Origin of the sequence: Arthrobacter sp. NPDC058097, assembly GCF_042884885.1 — a bacterium.
Classification (GTDB): domain Bacteria; phylum Actinomycetota; class Actinomycetes; order Actinomycetales; family Micrococcaceae; genus Arthrobacter.
Genome location: NZ_JBHVSZ010000018.1, coordinates 41,080 through 64,781, shown reverse-complemented (window position 1 = coordinate 64,781; position 23,702 = coordinate 41,080). Strand labels below are relative to the sequence as shown.

At 67.7% G+C, this 23,702-nt stretch carries 19 protein-coding genes; 8 read left to right on the top strand and 11 right to left on the bottom strand.

The window, feature by feature from the left end; genetic code table 11:
- Nucleotides 1-48: 48 nt before the first annotated feature.
- The 4 genes from ACFVTE_RS22790 to ACFVTE_RS22775 form a co-directional block, all read right to left on the bottom strand.
- Nucleotides 49-2,241 carry an alpha-galactosidase gene (locus tag ACFVTE_RS22790; protein ID WP_387104653.1) on the bottom strand — a complete coding sequence of 731 codons (2,193 nt, stop codon included), beginning with the start codon at nucleotides 2,239-2,241 and terminating at the stop codon, nucleotides 49-51.
- 133 nt (nucleotides 2,242-2,374) lie between these two features.
- A complete protein-coding gene (locus ACFVTE_RS22785; protein ID WP_387104650.1) occupies nucleotides 2,375-3,715 on the bottom strand; it encodes an ABC transporter substrate-binding protein in 1,341 nt (446 codons plus the stop codon).
- 59 nt (nucleotides 3,716-3,774) lie between these two features.
- The gene (locus tag ACFVTE_RS22780; RefSeq protein WP_387104648.1) at nucleotides 3,775-4,707 is read right to left on the bottom strand and encodes a carbohydrate ABC transporter permease; all 933 of its coding nucleotides are present in this window, start codon (nucleotides 4,705-4,707) and stop codon (nucleotides 3,775-3,777) included.
- Nucleotides 4,708-4,719: 12 nt separating this feature from the next.
- Nucleotides 4,720-5,676, bottom strand: a complete 957-nt coding sequence (locus ACFVTE_RS22775) for a carbohydrate ABC transporter permease (RefSeq protein ID WP_387104712.1) — start codon at nucleotides 5,674-5,676, stop codon at nucleotides 4,720-4,722.
- A gap of 216 nt (nucleotides 5,677-5,892) precedes the next feature.
- Here ACFVTE_RS22775 and ACFVTE_RS22770 point away from each other — a divergent pair, with 216 nt between their 5' ends.
- Complete coding sequence (locus tag ACFVTE_RS22770; RefSeq protein WP_387104645.1) at nucleotides 5,893-7,095, top strand: Gfo/Idh/MocA family protein; 1,203 nt, start codon at nucleotides 5,893-5,895, stop codon at nucleotides 7,093-7,095.
- Nucleotides 7,096-7,112: 17 nt separating this feature from the next.
- Nucleotides 7,113-8,141: a LacI family DNA-binding transcriptional regulator gene (locus ACFVTE_RS22765; RefSeq protein ID WP_387104643.1), complete on the top strand. Its 1,029-nt coding sequence runs from the start codon at nucleotides 7,113-7,115 to the stop codon at nucleotides 8,139-8,141.
- A 12-nt stretch (nucleotides 8,142-8,153) separates the two neighbouring features.
- On the opposite strand, the gene ACFVTE_RS22760 is transcribed toward ACFVTE_RS22765, so the two are convergent.
- The 5 genes from ACFVTE_RS22760 to acs all read right to left on the bottom strand — a co-directional run bounded on the left by ACFVTE_RS22760 (nucleotide 8,154) and on the right by acs (nucleotide 14,375).
- Entirely contained in the window at nucleotides 8,154-8,936 is a 783-nt protein-coding gene (locus tag ACFVTE_RS22760; RefSeq protein ID WP_387104640.1) for a DeoR/GlpR family DNA-binding transcription regulator, read from the bottom strand.
- Between the two features lie 44 nt (nucleotides 8,937-8,980).
- Nucleotides 8,981-9,901 carry a carbohydrate ABC transporter permease gene (locus tag ACFVTE_RS22755; protein WP_387104638.1) on the bottom strand — a complete coding sequence of 307 codons (921 nt, stop codon included), beginning with the start codon at nucleotides 9,899-9,901 and terminating at the stop codon, nucleotides 8,981-8,983.
- Nucleotides 9,898-10,869, bottom strand: a complete 972-nt coding sequence (locus tag ACFVTE_RS22750) for a carbohydrate ABC transporter permease (protein WP_387104635.1) — start codon at nucleotides 10,867-10,869, stop codon at nucleotides 9,898-9,900. Before ACFVTE_RS22750 ends, ACFVTE_RS22755 begins: the two co-directional genes overlap by 4 nt.
- A 17-nt stretch (nucleotides 10,870-10,886) precedes the next feature.
- The gene (locus ACFVTE_RS22745) at nucleotides 10,887-12,197 is read right to left on the bottom strand and encodes an ABC transporter substrate-binding protein (RefSeq protein WP_387104632.1); all 1,311 of its coding nucleotides are present in this window, start codon (nucleotides 12,195-12,197) and stop codon (nucleotides 10,887-10,889) included.
- Between the two features lie 180 nt (nucleotides 12,198-12,377).
- On the bottom strand, nucleotides 12,378-14,375 hold the full coding sequence (acs, locus tag ACFVTE_RS22740) for an acetate--CoA ligase (protein ID WP_387104709.1): 1,998 nt from the start codon (nucleotides 14,373-14,375) through the stop codon (nucleotides 12,378-12,380).
- 403 nt (nucleotides 14,376-14,778) lie between these two features.
- Here acs and ACFVTE_RS22735 point away from each other — a divergent pair, with 403 nt between their 5' ends.
- The 3 genes from ACFVTE_RS22735 (at nucleotide 14,779) to ACFVTE_RS22725 (ending at nucleotide 17,954) form a co-directional block, all read left to right on the top strand.
- A complete protein-coding gene (locus ACFVTE_RS22735; protein ID WP_387104630.1) occupies nucleotides 14,779-16,353 on the top strand; it encodes a hypothetical protein in 1,575 nt (524 codons plus the stop codon).
- A gap of 102 nt (nucleotides 16,354-16,455) precedes the next feature.
- Entirely contained in the window at nucleotides 16,456-17,280 is an 825-nt protein-coding gene (gene nth, locus ACFVTE_RS22730) for an endonuclease III (protein WP_387104707.1), read from the top strand.
- Nucleotides 17,277-17,954 (top strand): NUDIX hydrolase, encoded by a 678-nt coding sequence (locus tag ACFVTE_RS22725; protein ID WP_387104628.1) that lies wholly within the window; start codon nucleotides 17,277-17,279, stop codon nucleotides 17,952-17,954. Before nth ends, ACFVTE_RS22725 begins: the two co-directional genes overlap by 4 nt.
- Nucleotides 17,955-17,969: 15 nt before the next feature.
- On the opposite strand, the gene ACFVTE_RS22720 is transcribed toward ACFVTE_RS22725, so the two are convergent.
- A complete protein-coding gene (locus ACFVTE_RS22720; RefSeq protein ID WP_043417572.1) occupies nucleotides 17,970-18,161 on the bottom strand; it encodes a DUF1508 domain-containing protein in 192 nt (63 codons plus the stop codon).
- 219 nt (nucleotides 18,162-18,380) lie between these two features.
- Nucleotides 18,381-20,204, bottom strand: coding sequence for a bifunctional 3'-5' exonuclease/DNA polymerase (locus tag ACFVTE_RS22715; RefSeq protein WP_387104626.1), 1,824 nt, complete (start codon nucleotides 20,202-20,204; stop codon nucleotides 18,381-18,383).
- A 125-nt stretch (nucleotides 20,205-20,329) separates the two neighbouring features.
- Between ACFVTE_RS22715 and ssd the strand changes: the two genes are divergently transcribed.
- From ssd to ACFVTE_RS22700, 3 genes are read left to right on the top strand one after another with little or no spacing between them, the layout of a single operon-like run.
- Nucleotides 20,330-21,529 carry a septum site-determining protein Ssd gene (gene ssd, locus ACFVTE_RS22710; protein ID WP_387104625.1) on the top strand — a complete coding sequence of 400 codons (1,200 nt, stop codon included), beginning with the start codon at nucleotides 20,330-20,332 and terminating at the stop codon, nucleotides 21,527-21,529.
- On the top strand, nucleotides 21,526-22,860 hold the full coding sequence (locus ACFVTE_RS22705) for a TadA family conjugal transfer-associated ATPase (protein ID WP_387104622.1): 1,335 nt from the start codon (nucleotides 21,526-21,528) through the stop codon (nucleotides 22,858-22,860). Before ssd ends, ACFVTE_RS22705 begins: the two co-directional genes overlap by 4 nt.
- Nucleotides 22,857-23,660, top strand: a complete 804-nt coding sequence (locus ACFVTE_RS22700; RefSeq protein ID WP_387104619.1) for a hypothetical protein — start codon at nucleotides 22,857-22,859, stop codon at nucleotides 23,658-23,660. Before ACFVTE_RS22705 ends, ACFVTE_RS22700 begins: the two co-directional genes overlap by 4 nt.
- Nucleotides 23,661-23,702: the final 42 nt, after the last annotated feature.

The following is a 23,702-nucleotide window of genomic DNA, read 5'->3' as shown; positions in this document are numbered from 1 at the left end:
CGCACCACCGGCGGGAAGGCCGGCGGTGCGGGGCTTATGTTCGCGCTTCTAGAGCGCCGTGACTTTCAGCACCAGGGCGTGCTCCGGGTTGATGTTGGGCATCGGCAGCCCGACCTCGGCCAGGAACCGGCCGCTGGCCTCGGCCCCCGAAGCCAGCCAGGCCGGCGGCTGGATCTGGGTGAAGGTGTGGCCGTAGTCGGCGTCCACCGGGGCCGGGAAGATGGCCTCCACCCGGTAGCGGCGCGCCGCGTCCAGCCCGGGCAATGCCACCCGCCCCAGCAGTTCGGCGAACGAGGTGCGCGTGCTCACCAGGGCGAACAGGGCCGCCGTCGAGCCCGCATCAACGGAACCGGAACCGGCAGAACCAGCCACCACGCCGTGGAGCATCAGCGACTCGTCGGGGACGTCGGCCCGGACCATGCGGCCGCTGTGGATCAGCCCGCGGTGCTCCTTGTACAGCGCGATGAAGCGCTTGAGCTCCTCGCGCTGCTCGCCCTGCACCTCCCGCACGTCCCACTCCATCCCGAAATGGCCGAACAGTGCCGTAATGGCGCGGAAGGACAGGTCGTGGGTGCGGGCGGTGGTGTGCGAGGTGGTGGGGCCGATGTGCCCGCCCACCAGTTCAGGCGGAACCACGACGCCGGTCCACCGCTGGATGGTCTGCCGCTCCAGGGCGTCGTTGCAGTCCGATGCCCAGAGACGGTCGGTGCGGTCGAGGATGCCGAGGTCCACGCGCGCCCCGCCGGAGGAGCAGCTCTCGATCTCGACGCCGGGATGGGCCTTCCGGAGCTCCTCGAACAGGCGGTAGGCGGCGAGGGTCTGCTCGTGGACGGAGGCGCGTCCGGCGTGTCCGTGCTCGGTGAGGTCCCGGTTCTGGTCCCACTTGAGGTAGCTGATGTTGTTTTCGCGCAGGAGGGCATCGATCCGGCCGAAGACGTACTGCCACGCCTCCGGGTTCACGAGGTCGATGACGTGCTGGTTGCGCCAGGCCAGGGGCAGCCGTCCGCCGTCCTTGTGCGAGGCGGCGGCCGGCCCCACGATCCAGTCCGGGTGCGCCCGGGCGACGTCCGAGTTGAGGTTGATCATCTCGGGTTCCACCCACAGGCCGAACTCCATGCCCCGGGTCGTGACGGCCTCGATGAGCGGCGTCAGCCCGTCCGGCCACAGCGTCTCGTCGACGAACCAGTCGCCCAGGCCGGCGGTGTCGTCGCGGCGGCCGCGGAACCAGCCGTCGTCGAGGACGAATCGCTCCACGCCGAGGTCGGCGGCCGAGTCCGCGAGCTCGATCAGGGTGTCCAGGTTGTGGTCGAAGTAGACGGCCTCCCAGGTGTTGAGCACCACGGGGCGCGGCTTGCCGCCGCCGGCGGCCGGGAGAACGTGGTGCGGACGCGCACGGAACCAGCTGTAGAACGCCTCGCTGATGCCGTCCAGGCCGCGGTCCGAATATGCAGCGAAGAGTTTGGGCGTGGCGTAGCCGGCGCCGGGCTCAAGAATGACCTCGGCCGGGCCCAGCAGCTCGGAGCCGCCGATCATGGTGCGCCCGTCGGCGAGGGTGTCCGCGAACTGTTCGTGGTTGCCGCTCCAGGCAAGGTGCGTGGCCCAGATCCGGCCGTGGCGGTTGCCGAAACCTGCGGTGCCGGCCGCGAACAGCAGCGAGGAGTCGTGCCCGGTGCGGCCGTGCCGGCCGCTGCGGACCCAGGTGCCCTGCTGGATGGGGCGGCGCTGCGGGTGCCGTTCCCGGCACCAGCGCCCGGTCAGGTCCAGAAGTTCGACGGCGTCGGGAGACACCGGGAGGACGGTGGCCAGTTCGTCGAGCTGGAACGGCGTGGTTCCGGTGTTCGTGACGGTGTGGCGCAGTTCCAGCAGGCCGCCGTCGTGCAGGGTGAGCGTGGATTCGACGGTGATGCCGGCGTCGGCATCCTGCTGGACGACGGCGGCGGAGTTGCCGTTGACGGAGGCACGCACGGCGCGCAGGCGAACGGAGAAGTCCAGTCCGGAGACGCCGTCGGAAATCCGGTGACCGCGCAGGGCCGGCCGGCCGCGCCAGCTCGAGGACGCCTGCGGGAGCAACCCGGCCGGGACGGTGACGTCGACCGCGGAGTTGGGGATGGCCGGCGTGAGGATGGACGGGGCCGGGAGCTCACCGCCAAGGTCGGCACCCCAGTGGATGACCTCGGCCTCCCCGCTGTTGAAGCTGATCACCAGGCTGGTGCCGGCGGAACGGAGGTGCAGGGGATCCATAGGTACGTCTCTTTCGTGAAAAGCAGATAGGTATGTTGGGTGCTGCGGGGCCGGGCGCCGTGTGCGCTGTTCCGGCCCCGCAGGGATGGTGCTGTGTGGATGCCTGGACTTTGATTCTCGTCCAGTCGGGCCCCTACTTGAAGAGGTCGTTCACCTGGTTGTTGGCTTCGGTCAAGGAGCTGGCGGGCTTCTTGCCGGAGAGCACGGCGTCCATTGCAGGCTTCATGATGCCGTCCACCTTCGCGGCTTTGTCCGCGATGGGGAACAGGAACGTGGTGCCGTCCTTGACATGGGTGGTGAAGGCCGAAACATCAATGCCCTTGGCCTTGAAGGCCTTGGCCGCTTTTTCGGAGGAGCTGGTGATGGCCGGGAAGACCACGGCCTTGGATGCCACGACGTCCTGGCAGGCGGCGGAACCGAGGTATTCAACCCACTTGACGGACGCTGCAGGGTTCTTGGTGCCCGCCCAGACGGAGTCAGCCAGGCCGTTGAACATGCTGGCACGCTTGCCGTTCGGACCCTTGGGGGTGGGGGCGAACGCCGTTTCCACGCCCTTGTAGCCCTTGTACTGGCCGATCAGCCAGTCACCAGTGGTGTTGATGGCCGCCTTGCCGGCGCCAAAGTTGTCCGCGAGGCTGGCGCCCACGGTGGTTTCCAGCTTCGGCATGTAGCCCTTGGCGATCAGGCCGGCCCACCAGGCGATGGTGTCCTGGAATTTCGGATCGTCGTAGTTGAACTTGGTGCCCCAGGGGTTCTTGTCCGTGTGGGTCCAGCCCGTGGTGGCGCTCAGGAAGCTCCATTCCGTCTGGCCCTGGCCGGAGCCGCTGCCCGCCAGGCCGAGCCCGTAGACTGCGACGTTGTTCTTGTCGAAGCCGGCTTCGTCGCCGCGCTTGCCGTTCTTGTCCACGGTCAGGTGGGCAATGGCCTTCTCGTAGCTGCCGCCGTCCGTCGGGTTCCAGTCAAGGTTGGCCATCTGCTCGGCGCTGATGCCGGCAGAGTCCGTCATGGCCTTGTTGTAGAACAGGCCCACGGTGTCCCAGTCCTTCGGCAGGCCGTACCGCTTGCCGTCCTGGCCGACCCAGAGTTCGGGCAGGCCCTTGGTAAAGCTGTCCAGCTTGACGCCATCCTTGGCCACGGCGTCGTCGAGGGGGAGCAGCTGCTTTTTGGCGGCGTACTCGGGGTACTTCGACAGGTGATTCGTGAAGACGTCAGGGGCTGTGCCGGCGACGAAGCCGTTGGTCAGCGTGGTCCAGTAGTCGTCCCAGCCGCGCTGGGTGATCTTGACCTTGATGTCCGGGTTGGCTTTGGTGAAATCGTTGGCGCACTGCTGGTAGGCGGGGAGCTGGTTGGCGTCCCAGAGCCAGTAGTTGATCTCGCCCTTGGCTTCGCTGGAGGCGGAGCTGCCTCCGCCACAGGCGGAGAGCGAGAGAGCGATTGCCGCGGCGGCAGCTGCGACGCCGATGGTTTTCTTCATGATGGACCTTTCTTGGGGATGCACGCCGGTGGCAGTGCAGGGGACCGAACGGGTGAGAGTTACTTGATTCCGGAGAAGCCGATGGAGTTGACTACCTTCTTGCCGAAGGCGATGAACAGCAGGAGCACGGGGAGCGCGGCCACGAGGGTGGCGGCCATCAAGCCGGTCCAGTCGGGGGCGCCCTGCGGGGACTGGGACTTGAAGACGCCCAGACCCACAGTGAGCACACGGACGCTTTCGTCCTGGCCCACGAGCAGCGGCCAGAAGTATTCGTTCCACTGGCCGATGAAGGTCAGCAGGGCCAGCGTTGCCAAGGGTGCGGCGGCGTTGGGCAGGACGATCTGGAAAAAGATCCGCAGGTGCTTGGCGCCGTCGAGCATGGCGGCTTCCTCCACTTCCCTGGACATGCCCAGGAAGAACTGGCGCAGGAAGAAGATGGCGAACGGCGTCATGAACAGGAAGGGCAGCGTCATGCCGGCGAAGGTGTTGAGCAGGCCCAGGTTCTTGATCATTAGGAAGTTGGGCAGCGCGGTGAAGATCGGCGGGACCATCATGGTTGCCAGGAACAGGCCGAACACCACGTTCCGGCCGGGCCAGCGGAGGCGGGAGAAAGCGTACGCTGCCATCGCACTGAAGAAGACCTGACCTGCAGTGGTGACGGTGGCGAAGATGACGGAGTTCCGCAGGTAGAGCCAGAAATTGATCGCGGCTCCCGAGCCGCCTTCCGCGATGGCCTCTTCCGGGCTCTGCATCCCGAGGACCCGCTTGAAGGCACCGAGGCTGAAGTCTGCGGGCAGCAGGTTGCTGGCGTTGGATGCCAGCGAGGCGTTGCTGGACAGCGCAGTCCGGAGCATCCACAGGAAGGGTGCCACCGTGACGGCCACTGCAAGGGTCACGAGTGCCCAGGCACCGACGCGCCGCCAGTTGACCGGCTTCTTCCTGATGGCGATGTTGCTGGCGGGCTTCTTGCGGGAAAGTATGGAGGTGCTCATGGCTGGGGTTCCTTAGTCCAGATCCGATTCGTTGCCCTTGAGGAACTTCATTTGCACGAAGGCCACCAGGGCGAGAATGAGGAAGAGAATGACGGACAGCGCGGATGCGTAGCCGAAGTCCGATTCGCCGAAGGCCTTCTGGTAGATGTACATCTGGATGACGCGGGAAGCGTTGATGGGGCCGCCTGCGGTGGTCACTGCCACGGTGTCGAACACCTGGAATGACCCGATTACGGTTACCACCAGCACCAGCACCAGGACAGGGCGAAGGAGCGGCATGGTGATGCTCCAGAACGTCCGCGTGGGGGAGGAACCGTCCAGCGATGCAACCTCGTAGACGTGGTTCGGGATGGCCTGGAGCCCGGCGAAGATCAGCAGGGCCGTGTAGCCCATGTGGCGCCACACGTTGACGGCGGCGACGGTGGGAATGGCCCACTGCTCGCTGCCGAAGAAGGCGATGCGCGGCAGGCCCATCCAGCTGATGATTTCGTTGACGATGCCGATCTGGTAGTCGAGCATCCAGAACCACAGCAGTGCGACGATGACGTTGGCCACCAGGAAGGGCAGCAGCAGTGCGCCGCGGATGAATGTGGACTTCGCGACGCGGTGCATCAGCAGGGCCAGGCCCAGGGCGATGACGGTCTGGAAGCCGATGTTCAGTGCCACGTACTGGACGGTGACCCACATGGCGTTCCAGAACAGTTCGTCGCCCAGCATGGCGGTGTAGTTCTTGATGCCGATCCAGGTGGGGTCACCCAGGATGCTGTACTCGGTGAAGCTCAGGTAGAAGCCCCGGATGGTGGGGACCAGATAAAAGAGAACAAAGCCGATCATCGCCGGGAAGATGAAGAGCAGGGCCACCCTCAGGTCGCCGAGGCGGCGGATGAGGCTCTTCCGGGCGGGTTTCGCTGTCTTGGGACGGCCGGCCCGCGCCGCCGTCTCCTGTTGCTGCTTGGTAAGGGTGGTCATCATCGACCCTTCCTGGGTGTGTGATGGAACTAACAATCGCCAACGAATCTACACGAGTAGATACGGGTCCGCAAGGATTATTTCCTTGCCGTTACTGGCCCGATTTTCTCCAACGTTGCAATCATTGACTCGAGTAGATTCTGCTGCAAGACTGTGGCGCAAGCATGTGCGAGCACCAGGAACACGGTGTCGCCCGGATCCTGAAAGGCAGGAACAATGGCGTTTTCAATCGGAGTAGTCGGCGTAGGGCAGTTCGGTGGCCAGTTCGCCCATCTCTTCAACCTCCACCCGGGGGTCAGCGAGGTCTTCGTCGTGGACGAGCGGGCGGACCGGGCGGCCGAGGCGGTTGCGCAGTATGACCTTGCCGGCTCCATCCGCAGCTTCGACGAGCTGCTGGCGTCCGGCGTCGATGCCGTTGCCATCTTCACGCAGCGGTGGACGCACGGACCGCTGGTGGAACGGGCGCTCCGGGCCGGTAAGCACGTCTACTCGGCCGTGCCCATGGCCGTCACCGAGGACGAGATCGCCAAGATCATCGACGCCGTCCGCGAGACGCGCAACGTCTACATGATGGGCGAAACCAGCTATTACAACCCGGCCACGGTCTATGCGCGCGAGCAGCACGCGGCCGGCCGGTTCGGGCGGGTGTTCTACGCGGAAGGCGACTACGTCCACGACATGGACCTGGGCTTCTACGACGCCTACCAGTACAGCGGCGGGGAGCGTTGGAAGGAAACCGCCAGCTACCCGCCCATGCTGTACCCGACGCACGCGATCGGCGGCGTCCTCGGCGCCCTGCCCGCGCACGCCGTCAGCGTCAGCTGCGTCGGTGTGAAGGATGACCGCGGGGACGGGGTGTTCGACAAGGACATCAGCATGTTCGGGAACGACTTCTCCAACGCCACGGCCCTCTTTGAGCTGAACGACGGCGGTGCCATGCGGACCAACGAGATGCGCCGGGTGGGCTACCCTTCGCACATCCGGGAGTCCCGCTTCCGCTTCTTCGGCACCGAGGCCAGCTTCGAGCAGCTGGCCAAGGTGACGGTGTGGCAGGACAAGGTGAACGTTCACGACATCTCGGAGCAGATGGAGTCCCGGCCCAGCGTGCCGCTGGACGATCCGTCGCTCGCCAATGTGGCGCCGGAACTCCGGGACGCCTTCGTGTCCGGACTGGCGCCGGTGCATGACAGTGGCAGGCTGCCGGATGAGTTCCGCGGCGCCCCCAACGGCCACGAGGGTAGCCACCAGTTCCTCGTGGACGACTTTGTGACGGCCGTGAACACGGGCTCGCTGCCCCCGATCAATGCGTGGACGGCCGCACGCTACACCCTGCCCGGCATCGTGGCCCATGAATCCGCCCGGCGCAACGGTGAACGCCTCCCCATCCGCGACTTCGGCGATGCTCCGGCCACGCTCTAGGACGTGCTGTAGCTAGCATGGACACTATGACCATTCCGACAGTGCCCGCCCCGCGGACCCAGGTGACCCGCAAGGATGTTGCCCGATACGCCGGGGTGAGCACCGCCGTCGTCAGCTACGTGGTGAATGGCGGGCCGAAGAAGGTGGCGCCCGCCACCCAGGCGAAGGTCCAGGAGGCCATCCGGCAGCTGGGCTACCGCCCCAACGCGGCTGCGCGGGCCCTGAAGCTGGGGTCCAGCGAAACGATTGGTTTGGTCATTCCGGACAACAGCAACCCGTTCTTCTCGATGCTGGCCCACGCCGTGGAGGACGCGGCGGGGGCGCTCGGGTACGCCCTGGTGCTGACCAATTCGGACGGCGACCTGGCCAAGGAGCGCCGGAATATCCGGAACCTGGCTGCCCGGCAGGTGGACGGGGTGGTGCTTGCCAGCGTCCTGTTCGAACCGGACCTGGTGGACCTTGAGACCGCAGAGATCCCGTCAGTGCTTCTGAGCCACAGCGGGAGCCCGGCCGGGGTCACCACGGTGGGCGTGGACCTGGCCAAGGGGGCGCGCACCGCCGTCGAGCATTTGATTGGCCATGGCCACACGAACATCGGCCTCGCCATGGGCACCACCACCGGCAACGAAGCGGACGCCCGCGAAGAGGGCTGGGTGCAGGCGCTCAGGGGCGCCGGCCTGCCGGAAGGCCCCATTGCCCGCAGTGCCTTCACCCGGGTGGGCGGCTACGCCGCAGGGAAGCGGTTCCTGGCATCGGGACACCGGCCCACCGCCGTCTTCGCCAGCTCCGACATGCAGGCCATCGGCATCCTCCGCGCGTTCCATGAGGCCGGCCTGTCCGTACCGGAGGACATCGCGCTGGTCTCCTTCGACGGGTCGGAGGACGCCGAGTACTCCTGGCCAATGCTGACCACCGTGGAGCAGCCCGTGCGGGACATGGCGGAGGCCGCCGTCCGGGCGCTCGTCGGAGCGGACCGCGGCGAGCCTGCCCGGCACCGCGTCTTCCCGACGAAGCTCCTGGTCAGGCAGTCCTGCGGCTGCTTGTAACTTCGCCGGAGACTAAACGAGCCGAAGCCGGCCCACCCGGTCGCGGAGGATCCGCTGGGCGTCGGGGGACAGCCCGGAATCGCAGATCACCTCGTCGGCTTCCTCCAGTTTGGCGATGGTGCTGATGCCCTGGGTGCCCCACTTGGTGTGGTCTGCCAGGACCACCACCTTCCGCGAGGCGGCGATGAACGCGCGGTTGGTTTCGGCCTCCAGGAGGTTCGGCGTCGTGTAGCCGGCATCCGCATCCATGCCGTGCACGCCGAGGAACAGCAGGTCCAGGTGCAGCTGGCTGAGTGCCGCCGTCGCGATCGGACCCACCAGGGCGTCCGACGGCGTGCGCTCGCCGCCGATGAGAATCACCGTTGAGGCGTGGCGCCCGGAGCCCGGGGCCGGGGCATGGTGGAAGAGGTCGGCGATCTTTACCGAGTTGGTCACCGCCGTGATCCGGGGGCCGTTGGCGAGCTCTTTGGCCAGCGCCCACGTGGTGGTGCCCGCGCTGAGGGCAACCGCCATGCCCTCATGGACCAGTGCGGCGGCCTCCAGCGCGATGGCGCGTTTCTGCGCCGTCAGCTGGGTGGACTTCAGCTCGAACCCGGGCTCATGCGTGCTGGCATCCCCGGGCAGCTTGGCGCCGCCGTGGATCCGTTCCACCTGGCCGCTTTCCTCAAGCATCTCGATGTCGCGGCGGACCGTCATCAGGGACACGCCCAGCTGCTGCGCGAGGTCCGACACGCGGACCACCCGCTCGCGCCGGACGGCGTCCACTATGGACTGGTGGCGGGCCGCGGGAAGCATCGGGATCCTTTCGCTGGATGAAACCTCGTACTGCCCATCATCGCCTAGCCCTTGCTGGAACCAAGAGTCAGGCCTGCAACAAACTGCCGCTGCAGGAGCAGATAGACAATGAGGGTGGGGATGACCGTGATGACCGCGCCGGCCGCCAGCAGGTTGTAGTTGTTCAGGAACTCGCCCTGGAGGTTGTTGATGGCCGTGGTGACGGGCAGCCGGTCGCCGCTCTGGATGAACAGCAGGGGCCAGAAGAAGTCGTTGTAGATGAAGATGACTTCCAGCGTTGCCAGAGCCGCGAAGGCGGGCCGGCACAGCGGCATGATGATTTCCCGGTACTGGCGCCAGATGCCGGCCCCGTCCACGAGCGCGGCCTCGGTGAGGTCCGCGGAGAGCGCCTTCATGTAGTTGGACAGCACGAAGGTGCAGAACCCCATCTGGAACGCCATGTTCACCGCAATGACGATGATGTACGTGTTCAGCATGTTGCCCGAATCGCTGAAGGAATACGGCACCTGGAAGTGCTTGGCCATCTCGAACAGCGGCGCGGCCAGCACCTGGGGCGGCAGCAGGTTTCCCGCCGTGAACATGATGAGCAGGGTGATGTTGAATTTCCAGCTCACCCGGCTGACGGCGAACGCCATCATGGAGGCGAAGAAGAGCACCAGCAGCACAGCCGGAACGCAGATGATCACCGAGTTCCAGAGGTACTTGGAGAAGCCGCCCTGCGACCAGGCCTGGATGAAGTTGTCGAAGTTGAAGTCGCCGGCCGCGCTGAAGTAACCGTGCTCGTTGGTCGAGGCGATCGGCCGCAGAGCGGTAAACACGGCCCAGAGCAGGGGGATCAGCCACATGACCGCCATGGCCGTCAGGAAGATATGCGTGCCGTAGTGCCGCTTCGGCTTGCTGCCGGAACGCCCGGTTTGCCCCGTTTGCCCGGTCACAGCCGTGCCGCGGGAGACGGCGGCGCTCATGCCCTGTTCTCCCTTCCGAAGGTGCGGCTGAGGTAGAAGACGATGGGAACGAGGGAGATGACCAGCAGGACCACCGCAAGGGCGGACCCGACGCCGATCACCTGGCCTTCGCCCACGAGGTTCTGGATCACCAGGGCGCTGAGCAGCTCCAGGCCGTTGGTGCCGCGGTTGATGACGTACACCACGTCGAATGCCCGCAGCGACTCGATGATGGTGATGACGACGATGACGATGTTGATGGGCCTCATCGCGGGGAACACCACGCGGAAGAAGGTCTGCGCCGCATTGGCCCCGTCGATCGCGGCGGCCTCCTTCAGGCTGGGGTCCACGCCCTTGAGGCCCGCCAGGTACAGCAGCATGACGTAGCCGGCGTGCCGCCACGTGGCGGCGATCATGGCTGCCCAGATGTTCACCGAGGAGTCCCCGAACCAGTCGACGGCCTGCGGCGTCCCGGACGTGCCGAGCAGGAAGTTCAGCAGGCCGTTATCACGCTGGTAGAACAGCTGCCAGATGATGCCGATCAGTGCCAGCGACAGCATCACGGGTGTGAAGAAGATGCTCTGGTAGATCCTGCTGCCGCGGATCTGCTGGTCGAGGAGCACCGCCAGGAGCAGGCCCAGCGGGGTGGCCACCAGGGCCAGGAAGGCCAGCCACAGCAGGTTGTGCTGGATGGCAGGCCAGAACGGCGGATAATCCTGCGAGATGTACTGGTAGTTGTCCGCGCCCGCCGGCCTGATGTCGGTCAGGGCCAGGCCGTTCCAGCGGGTGAAGCTGAGCCCGATCGACATGACCGTGGGCAGCCATACGAAGACCAGCTGGATGAGGGTGGGAATGCCCACCATGAGGGACAGGACGGCCTTGTCCCGGGTGGAGAGCCGGCGCACCTTGCCGCTGCGGACCCGCTTCGCCGGAGCCCTGGAGGGTTCCCGGGACTCCGGCGGGACGAGGTCTCGTGCTGTTGCGCTCATGGGACGGATGCCGGCCGCTACTGGGCCGCGTACAGCGACTTGGCCTGCGCCTCAAGGTTCTTGACGTCCATCTTGCCGTCCTTGAGGAAGGTCTGCAGGGCCGGGATCATGACGTTGTTGGCCATGGCGGGCAGGGCATCGCGGTCAAAGAACTGGCTGATGGACTTCGCCTGCGCGATGGTGTCGGCGCATTTCTTGTTCAGCGGCGTGAACTTGGAGGTGTCCGCGCCTTTGGCCGTGGCGATGTTGGAGGCGTCCACCGAGGCGTAGATGTCCTGGCCTTCGGGCGTGCCGATGAATTCCATGAACTGGTGCGCGGCCGCGTTCCCGCCGCCCTTGGTGGACAGCAGCAGCCCGTCGATGGGTGCCTCCACCGCGTCGCGCCCCTCGACGGCGATCTCCGGGAAGGCGAAGAAGTCGATGTCCTTCAGGACGGCAGGATCGGTGAACTGCTGCGTGACGAACGAGCCGAGCAGGTACATGCCGGTCTTCTTCGCGGCCAGCGCCCGCGCCGCGTCCTGCCAGGTCTGGCCGAGCGCTGCAGGATCCTGGAAGGGGAGCAGGGCGGACCAGGTGTCGAAGACGTCTGTCACCTTTTTCTGGTCCCAGGACTCCTTGTGGGCGCACAGGTCCACGTGGAACTGGTAGCCGTTGAGGCGCATGTTGATGTAGTCGAACGTGCCCATGGCGGGCCAGCCGTCCTTGTCCGCGAACCCGATCGGGATGATGCCGTCGGCCTTCATCCTGGCCGCCAGGGTCTTGAGGGCATCGAAGGTTTCCGGCACCTCGTAGCCCTTGTCGGCCCACACACTCTTCCGGTAGAAGAAGCCCCACGGATAGTTGTAGTTGGGGACGAAGTACATCTTCCCGTCCGGGCCGGTGGACGCCTTCTTCAGGGCGTCGGAGAAGTTGCCGCCGATCTTGGCCCAGACGTCATCGACCGGCGCCAGGAGCCCTTTGCCCGCATAGAACTGCATCCGGTAGCCGGCGAACCAGGTGAAGGCGTCGTCCGGTGAGCCCTGCAGGTAGGAGTTGATCTTGTTCTGGAAGTCGTTGTGCGGCACCACATTGGTGCGGACCGTCTTGCCCGTCTTCTGGGTGAACGCGTCGGTGACTGCCTGGTACGCCTTCTTGGGAACTTCGTCGGAGGAACCGGAGCCGAAGGTCAGGCCGGAGGATTCCGAGCCTCCGGCGGACGGTCCGTTGCCTCCGGTGCACGCCGCCAACAGCGGCACGCCGGCTAGGCCAGCGGCACTGATGCCCATTGTTTTGAGGAATGTCCGCCGGGCTGGCCCGGCGCTGGTGGACGCTTCCGGATGTGGTGCCATGATCTCTCCCGGGGACTGGAGTCATGTGACATGTGTCACATATCACTGACTATAACCGCGCAAAAGGGAACAGGAAAGATCGCAAACAACACGCGGGGCTTCCGGCGGCGGGACCTCCGTAAGAGGGAAAAGGCAGGGCCCGTCCGGGGTTCCGGACGGGCCCTGCCTGGGGTGATGCGCCTACTTCTTCAGTGATGCGGCGATCTGTTGCATGACGGTGTTGTCGGCGAGGGTGGTGGCGTCGCCGGGGTCGCGGCCCTCGGCGACGTCCTTGAGGAGGCGGCGCATGATCTTGCCGGAGCGGGTCTTGGGCAGTTCGGGCACCACCAGGATGGTCTTGGGTTTGGCGATGGGTCCGATTTCCTTGCCGACGTGGTTTCGGAGGTCCTGGACGATCTCGTCGCCGGAGTCCACGGCGTCGCCGCGGAGGATGACGAACGCGACGACGGCCTGTCCGGTGGTTTCGTCGGTGGCGCCGACGACGGCGGCTTCCGCCACCGCGGGGTGGGAGACGAGGGCGGATTCGATTTCGGTGGTGGAGAGCCGGTGCCCGGAGACGTTCATGACGTCATCAACCCGGCCCAGGAGCCAGATGTCGCCGTCCTCGTCCTTCTTGGCGCCGTCGCCGGCGAAGTACATGGTTTCGAAGCGGGACCAGTAGGTGTCCTTGAACCGTTCCGGGTCGCCCCAGATGCCGCGGAGCATGGCGGGCCAGGGTTCGCGGATCACCAGGAAACCGCCGTGCCCGTCCGGGACGGAGGCGCCGTTTTCGTCCACGACGTCCACGGCGATGCCGGGCAGCGGGACCTGTGCGGAGCCGGGCTTGGTTTCGGTGACGCCGGGGAGCGGGGCGATCATCTGGGCGCCGGTTTCGGTCTGCCACCAGGTGTCCACGATGGGGGCTTTGTTGCCGCCGATGACGTCCCGGTACCACATCCAGGCTTCCGGGTTGATGGGTTCGCCCACGGAGCCCAGGACCCGGATGGAGGAGAGGTCGTACTTGTCCGGGATGTCCCGGCCCCATTTCATGAACGTGCGGATCGCGGTGGGGGCGGTGTAGAGGATGGAGACCTTGTATTTTTCCACGATCTCCCACCAGCGGCCCTGGTGCGGGGAGTCCGGGGTGCCCTCGTACATGACCTGGGTGGCGCCGTTGATGAGCGGGGCGTAGGCGACGTACGAGTGTCCGGTGACCCATCCGACGTCGGCCGTGCACCAGTACACGTCCGTTTCGGGGTGCAGGTCGAAGACGGCCTTGTGGGTGTAGGCGGTCTGGGTGAGGTAGCCGCCGGTGGTGTGCAGGATGCCCTTGGGCTTTCCTGTGGTCCCGGAGGTGTAGAGGATGAAGAGCGGGTGTTCTGCGTCATGCCCGACGGCGGTGTGCTCGGCCGAGGCTGCCCCGACGGTGTCCGCCCACCAGTGGTCCCGGCCCTCGTGCCAGTCCACGTCCTGGCCGTTGCGCTTGACCACCACGACGTTCTGCACGGTGTGGCCGGACTGCTCGAGGGCGGCGTCGACGGCGGTCTTCAGCGGGCTGGGCTTGCCGCGCCGGTAGGTGCCGTCCGCGGTGACCACGAGCTTGGCCTCGGCGTCCTCGATCCGGGAGCGGAGCGCGTCGGCGGAGAAGCCGCCGAACACCACCGAGTGCACCGCGCCGATCCGGGCGCAGGCCAGTAGCGTGATGACGGCTTCGGGGATCATCGGCAGGTAGACGGCGACGCGGTCTCCCTTGGCCACGCCGAGGGACTCGAACGCGTTCGCGGCCTTCTTCACTTCCTCGGTGAGCTCGGCGTAGGTGTAGGAACGGGAATCGCCCGGCTCGCCCTCGAAATAGATGGCCACCCGATCGCCCAGGCCGTTTTCCACGTGCCGGTCCAGGGCGTTGTACGCGGCGTTAACCTCCCCGCCGACAAACCACTTCGCGAACGGCGGGTTGGACCAGTCCAGCGCCTCCGTGAAGTCCTTGCTCCAGGTCAGCAGTTCACGGGCCTGCTTCGCCCAGAACGCGGGACGGTCAGCCGCCGCCTCCTGGTACTCGCCCGCTTTGACCACGGCGTTGTCGGCGAAATCCCCGGAAGGGGCAAACTTGCGGTTCTCATGCAGCAGGTTTTCAAGAGCATCGCCCTGCTGGCTGGGGGTGGCAGCGGTGGCCGTCGAGCCTGGGGTGTCCTGGGACATGGTGAACCTCATCATTCATCGATCTTTGCTGCGCGGTGCGCCGGTCCCGGCCACTGCCCGGCCGTCACATGGCGGCGGGCAACGGCCCGTCGCGGACAAACCGCAAAGAGCTGTTCCGAAACCAGACTAGCGCCTCCGGCATCGGCGCGTGGGCCGCGTCACATGACGGGCCGTGAACGGTGCCCATTTAGCGGTGAACGGTACTTTGGGAGAGCTGTGCGGCTTCTGTGAGCGCGCCGCACCGCGGCCAGTCAGCTAGTGAAGCACCCTCCACTTGGCTAGGCTGAGATGGACTCGTGACAGTGGCCGGAGGCAGCCAGACCGCTTGTGGTCGGGCTCCGGCCGTAGGGCGGAATTACGCAACGGACGCCAGTCCGGGCGCCGCCACGCTAAGGAGAACAGAATGAATCAGCAAAGCCACGGCCAGCCGGGCCGGCAGGGCACGGCCCAGCAGGGCGCCGGCCAGGCGCCGCACGGGGCAGGACCGTCGGGGCGGCCGGAAGCGCACAACGCTACGCCGACCTTCATGAAGCAGCAGGGTGTGCGGAACGAGGCCGTTGCTGGACCCTTCACCGTCCGTGACCTGACCGTCTTCGCGGCCACCCTGTTTCTCTTCATTGCATCGCTGATCCCGATGTTTGCCGTGCGCTACAACCTGTGGAACCTTGGAAGCCTGTTCTTCCTGGGGCTTGGCGTGGTGCTGCCGCTCATCGTTGCCGCACTGTTCGCCGCCCGCCGGCTCGCCCCCGACACGAGGGTCCGCATCGGCTCCCTCTCTGTGGACCAGTTCGGTTCGGTGGTGGCCTCGTTTGCGGTCGGTTTCTTCTTCCTGTCCGTTGCCGGCGCCTACACGCCCAGCCTGCTCGTGGCGCTGATCGGATCCCTCGTGCTGCTGGCCGCCACAGTGCTGGCCCGTTACATCCCGTTCTTTGCCGGGGACTTCCTGGACCGCGCCGAGGTGCCGGCCCACATCATGGCGCGTGACTCGGCTGTCCCGGCCCGCAAGCCCAAAGCACCCAAGGAGCCGAAGCCTGCCGCCGCCAAGCCGGGCATTTTTTCCTCCGGCGCGGCCGCTGCTGGTTCTGAAGCGCGCGGCGCTGTGTCCCCTGGGCATGTTTCCCACGGTGCGACGGCGGTCGGCCAGGCGGGGCGCGAAGCAGCCCAATCCGGGGCCTCCGGCGCCGTCGTTCCCGGTGCTACAGCTCCCATTGCCGGTGCTGCCGGCGCAGCACCGGCAACCGGTATTTGGCCCGCCGCCAACGCGGCCAGCAGCGCCGCGGCCTCCCCGGAAACGGGACAGGCCGCCGTCGTGCCTGTGGCCGCCGAGCCTTCCGCGCAGGCCGCAGGCTCCACCGCCCAGGCGCAGACAGCGCCGTCCCCCAAGGCGGACGCCGCTGCCACGCAGCCGGCGGTAACCGAGGCCGAGCAGACCCAGCCGGACGCAGCCACCGTCGCCCCCGCGGCCAGCGCGGGAGTAGCCAGCGCCGACACCGCCGCACCGCGGCCGGGTACAGGAACGGCCGGTGCCCAAGCCCCGACAGCCGAAGCCCCCGCAGCTGAAGGTCTCGCAGCGGCATCGGCAGGCACGGAGGCGCCCGCAGCGGAAGCCCCCGTCGCCCAGAGCCAGTCCGACGCGGCTGCCCGTGAAGCTGAGGCGGCGCGCGCGGCCTCAGCCACGCCTGCCACTGCCGTTCACCCGCGGGTGGAGCAGGCGCGGTCGCAGGAACCGATCGGCGCCACCGTCGACCCCGCGAGCCGGCCGGAGGAGTCCGAGCAGGAGCAGGTCCACGAGGCCTTCTGGTTCGCCGTGGCGCAGCACCGCACCGCCGTCGACGAGCGCACCGGCGCACCGCTGTTCGGCATCGAGCCCGGCGGCTGGGTCCTGGCCCTCGAGGACCGCGGCGATGAGTTCCTGGTCCAGCATACGGACGGCCGGGTGGGCGTCCTGCGCGACCTCAGCAACATCGAGCGCGGCTAGCCGGCCGCCGTGGCCGATTCAGCTTCGCGCCGGCGCGGCACGCCGGGAATTCCGGTGAGCCCCGCTCCGGCGGGCGTTTCCGGGGATGCCGTCCCCGCCGATATCCCCGCGGAAAGCGGGGCGGCGGCCAGTCCGCCGGCCCGTTCCGGCGAGTCGCGCCTGGCGCTGAAGCGCCGGGCGCGCAGGATCAACCGTGCCCTGGCCGAGCAGTACCCATACGCCCACGCCGAGCTCGACTTCCGGAACCCCTTCGAGCTCCTCGTGGCCACGGTGCTCTCCGCGCAGACCACGGATGTGACGGTCAACCTGATCACGCCGCTGCTCTTTTCGCGTTTTCCGGACGCCCGCGCCATGGCGGAAGCGGACACCGAGGAGCTTGAAGCCATCATCAAGCCGACGGGGTTTTTCCGCGCCAAGACGCGGAATCTCCTCGCGCTGGCGAACCGGGTAGTGGACGAGTTCGACGGCGTGGTCCCCGGGCGGCTGGAAGACCTGGTGACGCTTCCCGGCGTCGGACGGAAAACCGCGAACGTGGTGCTGGGAAATGCGTTCGGCATTCCCGGCATCACGGTGGACACCCACTTCGGCCGCCTGGCGCGGCGCTTCGGCTGGACGGAGTCGGACGACCCCGTCCGGATCGAGTCCGACGTGGCGGAACTGTTTGAGCCCCGGGACTGGACCATGCTGTCCCACCGGGTGGTGTTCCACGGCCGGCGGGTGTGCCATTCCCGCAAGCCCGCCTGCGGGGCGTGCGCCGTGGCCAACTGGTGCCCCAGCTTCGGTTCGGGCGAGACGAACCCCGCCAAGGCCGCGAAGCTGCTGAAGTACGAACTGGCGCCCGGAAACGAGGAGCTCCTGTCCAAGCTGCTGGCCGAAACGCACCGCGCCGCCGAGATCCGGATGGAATCGCAGCGGAGGCCGCAATGACAGCACGCCAGGACCTGGTGGACCTCGTCGATTCAATCCGCGCGGGAACCGGTCCTGCCCGGAATCCCTACTGGCGCAAGCTCACCGTCGACGAGTCGGTCGCGCGGAAAGCCGCCGTCCTGATCCTCTTCGGAGCCCTGGACGATGTGCCCGCAGAATCCGACAAACCGCTCGTGGCTGCCGACCTGGACGTCCTGCTCCTGGAGCGCGCCCACACTCTCGATGACCATCCCGGCCAGGTGGCCTTTCCCGGCGGCGGCATCGACGCGGGGGAGAGCCCGGTGGAGGCTGCGCTCCGGGAAGCGGAGGAGGAGACCGGCCTGGACCCGTCCGGCGTCGAAGTGCTGGGCGCCCTGCCTGAACTGGCGCTGCCGCGCGGAAACTTCCTGGTGACCCCTGTGCTGGCCTGGTGGGCTTCGCCGTCGCCGGTACGGGTGGTGGACTACGGCGAGTCCGCCCAGGTTTTCCGGGTGCCGGTCCGGGACCTGCTGGATCCCGAGAACCGCACCATGGCGGCCGTGACCCGCCTGGACCAGACGTTCCAAAGCCCTGCATTCACCGTCAACAGCCTGGTGGTCTGGGGCTTTACCGGCATGATCCTGAACGAGCTGTTCGACCAGCTGGCCTGGGCCGTTCCGTGGGACCGGACCAGGCTTCACCCGCTGGACCTCTAGGCTGTACTGCCGGCCTTAGTGCTGCGACTTCCGCAGATCCACCACCAAGCCGGTGGCGGCGTTTTCGCGCAATGCGTTGATGCCGGCGACTACTCCCGAAACGCTCTTGAACCGCGGCGACTCTGCCACGATGTTTCCGTCCCCGTCCATGAGGCGGAATTTGTAAGACTGATCGCTATCCTGGTGAACTTCGAACTTGCCCGCCACTGGCGTGGAAACCCCCTGCTGATGCTTCGTCGCATGTGCCGGGCCAACTTATTGCCACTGCCCGGCCACCAATGACCTTAGTGGCCCACGCCACACGAGGCCAACTACTCGCCGGTACATTACTCGGTACAACCCTGTATTCCGTGTGACTTTTGTTTCCACCGTGCAGGGGCTATTGTCCTGCCCCGTTTCGGTCCGGCCGGCTATGAGAGAAAGCGGCTACTTGGCGTTGTCGTAGGAATCGACGACGGCGACGCTCACCGGAAACTCGACCGGAATTCGCCCGAAGAGCAGCTCCTTGGCGGCATTGGCGGCTTCCTCGATGGCCCGGACGCAGGCGTCAACGGCACTGTCAGGCGCGTGAACCATGACCTCGTCATGCAGGAAGAACACGAGTTCCCCGGTGGCTGAACCGTCGGCACGCATGGTGCGCAGCCGCCGTCGTAACTCCGCCAGCCAGCAGGCGGCCCAGTCCGCAGCGGAACCCTGCACGACGAAGTTCCGCGTGAAACGTCCGCGGGAACGGGCGATGGCGTCCGCGCGGCGCTGCTCCTCCGCAGACGTGGACCGCTGGCTGAGGAACCAGCGCTCCGACGGCGGCGGGCTGCTGCGTCCCAGGCGCGAGGTGACGGTCCTGCCGGCTTCGCCGTCGCGGGCGGCGCGCTCCACGAAACCCACGGCGCGGGGGTAGGTCCGGGCGAGCTGCGGCATCAGGCGGCCCGCTTCTCCGGAGGTGGCACCGTACATTGCGCCGAGCAGGGCCATTTTTGCCTTGCTCCGGTCACCGCCGAACCCTTTGGCCGCGATCCCCGCGTAGAGATCCTGGTCCCGGGCGGCCTCGGCCATGGTCGAATCCTGCGCCAGGGCGGCGAGGACACGGGGTTCCAGCTGGGACGCGTCGGCGACGATGAGCTTATGCCCCGGGTCTGCATGCACGGCGCCGCGGACCTGCCGGGGGATCTGCAGCGCCCCGCCGCCGCGTGACGCCCAGCGGCCCGAGACCACTCCGCCCACCACGTATTCGGGCCGGAACCTCCCGTTCCGCACCCACGCGTCCAGCCACGCCCAGCCGTTGGCGGTGTGCAGCCGCGACAGTTTCTTGTAGGCCAGCAGGGGTGCGATGGCCGGATGGCTGGACTCCTTCAGCTCCCATTGCCGGGTGGACTTCACTTCGATGCCGTTGCGGTGCAGGGCGCGCATCAGCTCCTGCGGCGAGTCCGGATTCAAAGCCGGTGCGTTCAGCAGGCCCCGGAGCTCGGTGCTTAGGGCCTCGAGCTTGGCGGGCCGGTGCCCGAGCGGCGGCCGCGGGCCCAGATGCTCGGCCAGGATGTGCTCGTGCAGTTCCTCGCGCCACGGAACGCCGGCATGCTGCATCTCGGCCGCGACCAGGGCGCTGGCCGATTCGGCGGCGAGGAGGAGCTGAAGCCTCTGCCGCCGGTTGCTGTCACCTGCCGGTGTTCCTGCGGCGGCTGCTGCAGCGGTTCCTGCGACGGGTGCTGCGGCCGCTTCGGCCGGTCCAGCCGCTGACAGGGCCGCCTGCTGGGCGGCGTATTCGGCACGCAGCTCGGCCAGGGTCTGCCGCGGTTCGGTGGCCGCGCCCGGGTCATCGAAGAGCGCACCCTGGTCCGCCGGCGGAGGGGGTGGCTGAAGCAGCCGCGGCGGCTGCAGGTCGTCGTCCTGCGTGAGCTTCTCGGCGTTCCCGGCGTACGGGGTGTGCGCCGTGAACTCGGAATGCGCCAGGATGGCGCCGCATAAGGAGAGGTCGTAGCAGCGTTCCACGTCGACGCCCGCCGCCAGCAGGGACGGATACCAGTCCTGGGTGCGGTGCCAGATCCAGCGCGGGCGACGCTTCTCGAGTTCGCGGACGACGGCGGCCAGCCCGGCTTTGTTGCCGGGTGCGGTTTGGGGTGCGGCGGATCGTTCCGCTCCGTGCGGGGAAAGGCTGACGATCCGGGGTTCCGGATTGTCGGGATGGGGAAGGCCTGCCGCCGTGAGTTGCTGTATGGCTGCGCCGTCGGGATGGGCGGCGAGCAACAGATACATGTATCCAATTCTGCCCTGCCGCCGTGCTGTCCGGCGCCGCGCCCGCCGTGCCTTCCGCCAATGGTTTTTCCACATACGCTCATTCGCCTCTGACGCGCGGCCGGTCTCTTGGGCACAGTTGCTGCATGAGCAGGCACCACGCCCGGAGCAGGCGACTCCCAGCAGACCCCGACAGTGCGGCGCCGGATGCTGAGCTGCCTCGGGCGCAGCGCAGACCGGCTCCGGCCGGGCCGTTGACCGGTTCCGAACCGGGAACCTGGCTTCCCGCTGACGGCGGTGACGTCCTGCTCGTCACTGGTTTCGAATACCTACGGGGCGAGGTCGAACGGATTGTCGCGGCGGCAGGCGGACGGCTCCGGGTGGTGGACGACGTGGCGGAGGCTGCGCCTTACTGGGATTCCGCGGCCGACGTCCTGGTGGGCAGCGATGTCCGGGAACTGCCGCCGCGGCGCCGCGCGCCAGCCGTGCTGGTGGGACTGAGCGGGGAAGGGGACACGCTTTGGCATCTGGGCGCCGCCTTGGGTGCCCAACGCGTCGCAGTCCTGCCGGACGCCGCCGCTTGGCTGGCGGAGTATCTCAGCCGGTCACGTTCACCGGAGGCCGGTGGCCTGGTGCTCGGCGTTACCGGCGGCTGCGGAGGGGCAGGTGCCACCACCGCCGCGGCGTGGCTTGCGCAGGCAGCAGCTGAACTCGGAGCACGGGTCTTGCTCGTGGACGCCGATCCCTGGGGCGGCGGCCTGGAGCTGGCCTTGGCCGCGGAGGAATCCCCGGGTCTCCGCTGGCCGGACCTCGCGGACGCCAGCGGCAGTATTGACCCGCAGCAGCTTGCGGACGCCTTGCCCGTCGCCGGCGGGTTCTCGTTTCTGTCCTGGCCTGGGAGCAGGGAACGGCTGACCCTCGTGGACCCGGTCACTGTGGGAGGCGTCCTCGACGCCGCAAGACGTGGATATGAAGTGGTGATCGTCGATATCGGCCGCAGCGCCGAGCCGCTGCGCACTTTCGCATGGGACTGCGACCGCCTCCTGGTCGTCGTCCCGGCCCAACTGAAGGCTGCAGTTGCCGCAGCCCGGCTGCTGCAGGAGCTTCCGCCCGTCGAATCCGCCCTTGTCATCAGGGGCAGGGCCGGGGCAGCGCTGGATGCCGCCCTCGTAGCCGAATCCGTGGGTCTCCCCCTGCACGGCGTGATACCGGAGGTGCGGGGCACGGCCTCGGCCACCGAGCTGGGCCGCCTGCTGGACCAGGGCAGGCGGAAGTCTGTGCGGCGCTTCGCCTCCTCCGTGCTCGGGTTCCTCGCCGGCGACCTGCAGGTGGGGGACCTCCGGTGAGTGCACATCTGGGAGTGCCAGGGACCGGTGCCGATACCGGCGACCGAGCCGCAGCAGGGTTCCCTGGCGCACCCGCTTCCCGTGCCGCGCTCGCGGAGACTGCCGGCCGGCGGCGCGCGGCCAGGGTCCTGGACGCGGGGCTTCTTGAGACGGTGCGCGAGTCGGTCATGGCGGATGCCGGGCCAGTGACCCCGTCGCGGGTGGCAGCCGCGGTACAGGCCACCGGAAAGCTGCTGGGCACAGCCGGTTCCCTCGCCGCCGCTGAACGCATCAGTGCCGAGCTCAACGGACTTGGGCCGCTGCAGCACCTGGTTAGGGATCCATCGGTGACGGACATCTTCGTGAACGCCCCGGACTCCGTCTGGCTGGACAGGGGCCGCGGCATCGAACGGACATCCGTGGCCTTCGCGGGGGAGGCCCAGCTCCGGGCCCTGGCCGCCAGGCTGGTCGCATCGGGCGGCAGGCGCCTGGACGACGGATCGCCGTGCGTCGATGTGCGGCTCGAGGGCGGTTACCGGGTCCATGCCGTCCTGCCGCCCATCTCGGCGGCGGGCACGCTGCTCAGTATCAGGATTCGGCGGGAACAGGTCTTCACTATGGACGAGCTCCGGGACGGGGGCATGTTCGGGCCACTGGTTCAATGCGTTCTGGAGCGCATGGTGGAACGCCGGCTGAGTTTCCTGGTCAGCGGAGCCACCGGCTCCGGAAAGACCACCCTCCTGTCTACCCTGCTGGGACTTTGCCATCCGGGGGAGCGGCTGGTCCTGATCGAGGACGCCTCGGAGCTGAACCCGGTACACCCGCACGTGGTCTCGCTGGAATCGCGGCACGGGAACCTTGAGGGAGGCGGCGCCGTGGATCTTGGGGAACTCGTCCGCCAGGCTCTCCGGATGCGGCCGGACCGGCTGATTGTGGGGGAGTGCCGCGGCTCCGAAGTGCGTGAACTCCTGACGGCCATGAACACCGGCCACACCGGAGGCGGCGGCACCATCCACGCCAACGCCGCCGGCGCAGTCCCGGCCAGGCTCACCGCCCTCGGAGCCCTGGCCGGGCTTGGGCAGGATGCCGTCCGCCTGCAGGTGGCCAGCGCCCTGGATGTGGTGGTGCACGTGGCCCGGTCGAGGCACGGACGCTATATCGCCTGCATTGGCATCCTCACCGAGCGGAACAGTGGCCTCGATGTCGCTGTAGCGTTGGACGTTTCAGGCGGCAGGCCGGTTCCCGGGCCGGCGTGGGAGGTCCTTGCCCAGCGGCTGGCCCTCGATCCTGGCCTGGCACTGGACACAGGCACGCTCCCCGAAGAACGCGGAGCCCGCAGGGCGGCAGCATGACTGCCGTCTTGGTTGGCGTACTGGCGCTTGCCGCGTGGCTGGTCCTGAGCCCTGCGCATGGGCCCCTTCGGCGGGCACGCGGCGCCTTCGGAATGAGCGGTTTGGCGGGTGGCCGGGTTCGCCGGAGCGGAAGGCCTGCCCTTCCGGGCGGCGGCAGATTTGGCTTCGCCCCGGGTCGCCGCAGGGCAGCCTTCGTCTCCCTGACGGTGGTGGTGCAGCAACTGGCCGCCCTGTTGAAGGGCGGTCGGTCTCCTTCGCGGCTGTGGGACGAACTGTGGCAGCTCTACGTGGAGCAGGGCTCCGCAGATGACGATCCCAGCCGGCTCCGGCTCAGTCCCGGGTCGGCGGCTGTCCTGTCAGCCGCCCGGGGAGCCGCCCTGCGGGGAGCGCCGGTAGCCGAGGCGATACGGTCGGCATGTTCGTCGTTGAGACAGGGAGCCGGCGGCCGTGAGCCGCGGATCTGGGCTGAGCTGGCGGCCTGCTTCGAGATAGCGGCGGCCAGCGGGTGTCCGCTGGCTGACGTTCTGACGCGCTTTGCGGCCCAACTGGAGGTCGAAGATGACGCCGAAGCGGCCCGGCAGACGGCGCTCGCCGGACCGAAGGCAACGGTCGCCCTGCTCACCTGGCTCCCCCTGCTGGGACTCGGTCTGGGTGTCTGCCTCGGCGTGGACCCGCTCGCGATGTTGCTGGGCACACCGTTCGGGGTGGCTGCGCTGGTCGCGGGCATCGGACTGACCGTCGCCGGCCGCATCTGGTCCGCAAGGCTTGTGCGGGCAGCGGCCGGAGCGGCCGCACCATGAAGACCGGCCGGCCGGGCTGCCGAGGCACGGCGGGGCCAGGCC

What these genes read in the sequence shown, in the direction of transcription:
- ACFVTE_RS22750 (WP_387104635.1), bottom strand. Translation starts at nt 10,869, where the DNA reads ATGAGCGCAACAGCACGAGACCTCGTCCCGCCGGAGTCCCGGGAACCC.
- ACFVTE_RS22765 (WP_387104643.1), top strand. Translation starts at nt 7,113, where the DNA reads ATGGACACTATGACCATTCCGACAGTGCCCGCCCCGCGGACCCAGGTG.
- ACFVTE_RS22735 (WP_387104630.1), top strand. Translation starts at nt 14,779, where the DNA reads ATGAATCAGCAAAGCCACGGCCAGCCGGGCCGGCAGGGCACGGCCCAG.
- ACFVTE_RS22755 (WP_387104638.1), bottom strand. Translation starts at nt 9,901, where the DNA reads ATGAGCGCCGCCGTCTCCCGCGGCACGGCTGTGACCGGGCAAACGGGG.
- ACFVTE_RS22770 (WP_387104645.1), top strand. Translation starts at nt 5,893, where the DNA reads ATGGCGTTTTCAATCGGAGTAGTCGGCGTAGGGCAGTTCGGTGGCCAG.
- ACFVTE_RS22725 (WP_387104628.1), top strand. Translation starts at nt 17,277, where the DNA reads ATGACAGCACGCCAGGACCTGGTGGACCTCGTCGATTCAATCCGCGCG.
- acs (WP_387104709.1), bottom strand. Translation starts at nt 14,375, where the DNA reads ATGTCCCAGGACACCCCAGGCTCGACGGCCACCGCTGCCACCCCCAGC.
- ACFVTE_RS22790 (WP_387104653.1), bottom strand. Translation starts at nt 2,241, where the DNA reads ATGGATCCCCTGCACCTCCGTTCCGCCGGCACCAGCCTGGTGATCAGC.
- ACFVTE_RS22715 (WP_387104626.1), bottom strand. Translation starts at nt 20,204, where the DNA reads ATGTATCTGTTGCTCGCCGCCCATCCCGACGGCGCAGCCATACAGCAA.
- ACFVTE_RS22760 (WP_387104640.1), bottom strand. Translation starts at nt 8,936, where the DNA reads ATGCTTCCCGCGGCCCGCCACCAGTCCATAGTGGACGCCGTCCGGCGC.
- ACFVTE_RS22700 (WP_387104619.1), top strand. Translation starts at nt 22,857, where the DNA reads ATGACTGCCGTCTTGGTTGGCGTACTGGCGCTTGCCGCGTGGCTGGTC.
- ACFVTE_RS22775 (WP_387104712.1), bottom strand. Translation starts at nt 5,676, where the DNA reads ATGACCACCCTTACCAAGCAGCAACAGGAGACGGCGGCGCGGGCCGGC.
- ACFVTE_RS22745 (WP_387104632.1), bottom strand. Translation starts at nt 12,197, where the DNA reads ATGGCACCACATCCGGAAGCGTCCACCAGCGCCGGGCCAGCCCGGCGG.
- ACFVTE_RS22785 (WP_387104650.1), bottom strand. Translation starts at nt 3,715, where the DNA reads ATGAAGAAAACCATCGGCGTCGCAGCTGCCGCCGCGGCAATCGCTCTC.
- ssd (WP_387104625.1), top strand. Translation starts at nt 20,330, where the DNA reads ATGAGCAGGCACCACGCCCGGAGCAGGCGACTCCCAGCAGACCCCGAC.
- ACFVTE_RS22780 (WP_387104648.1), bottom strand. Translation starts at nt 4,707, where the DNA reads ATGAGCACCTCCATACTTTCCCGCAAGAAGCCCGCCAGCAACATCGCC.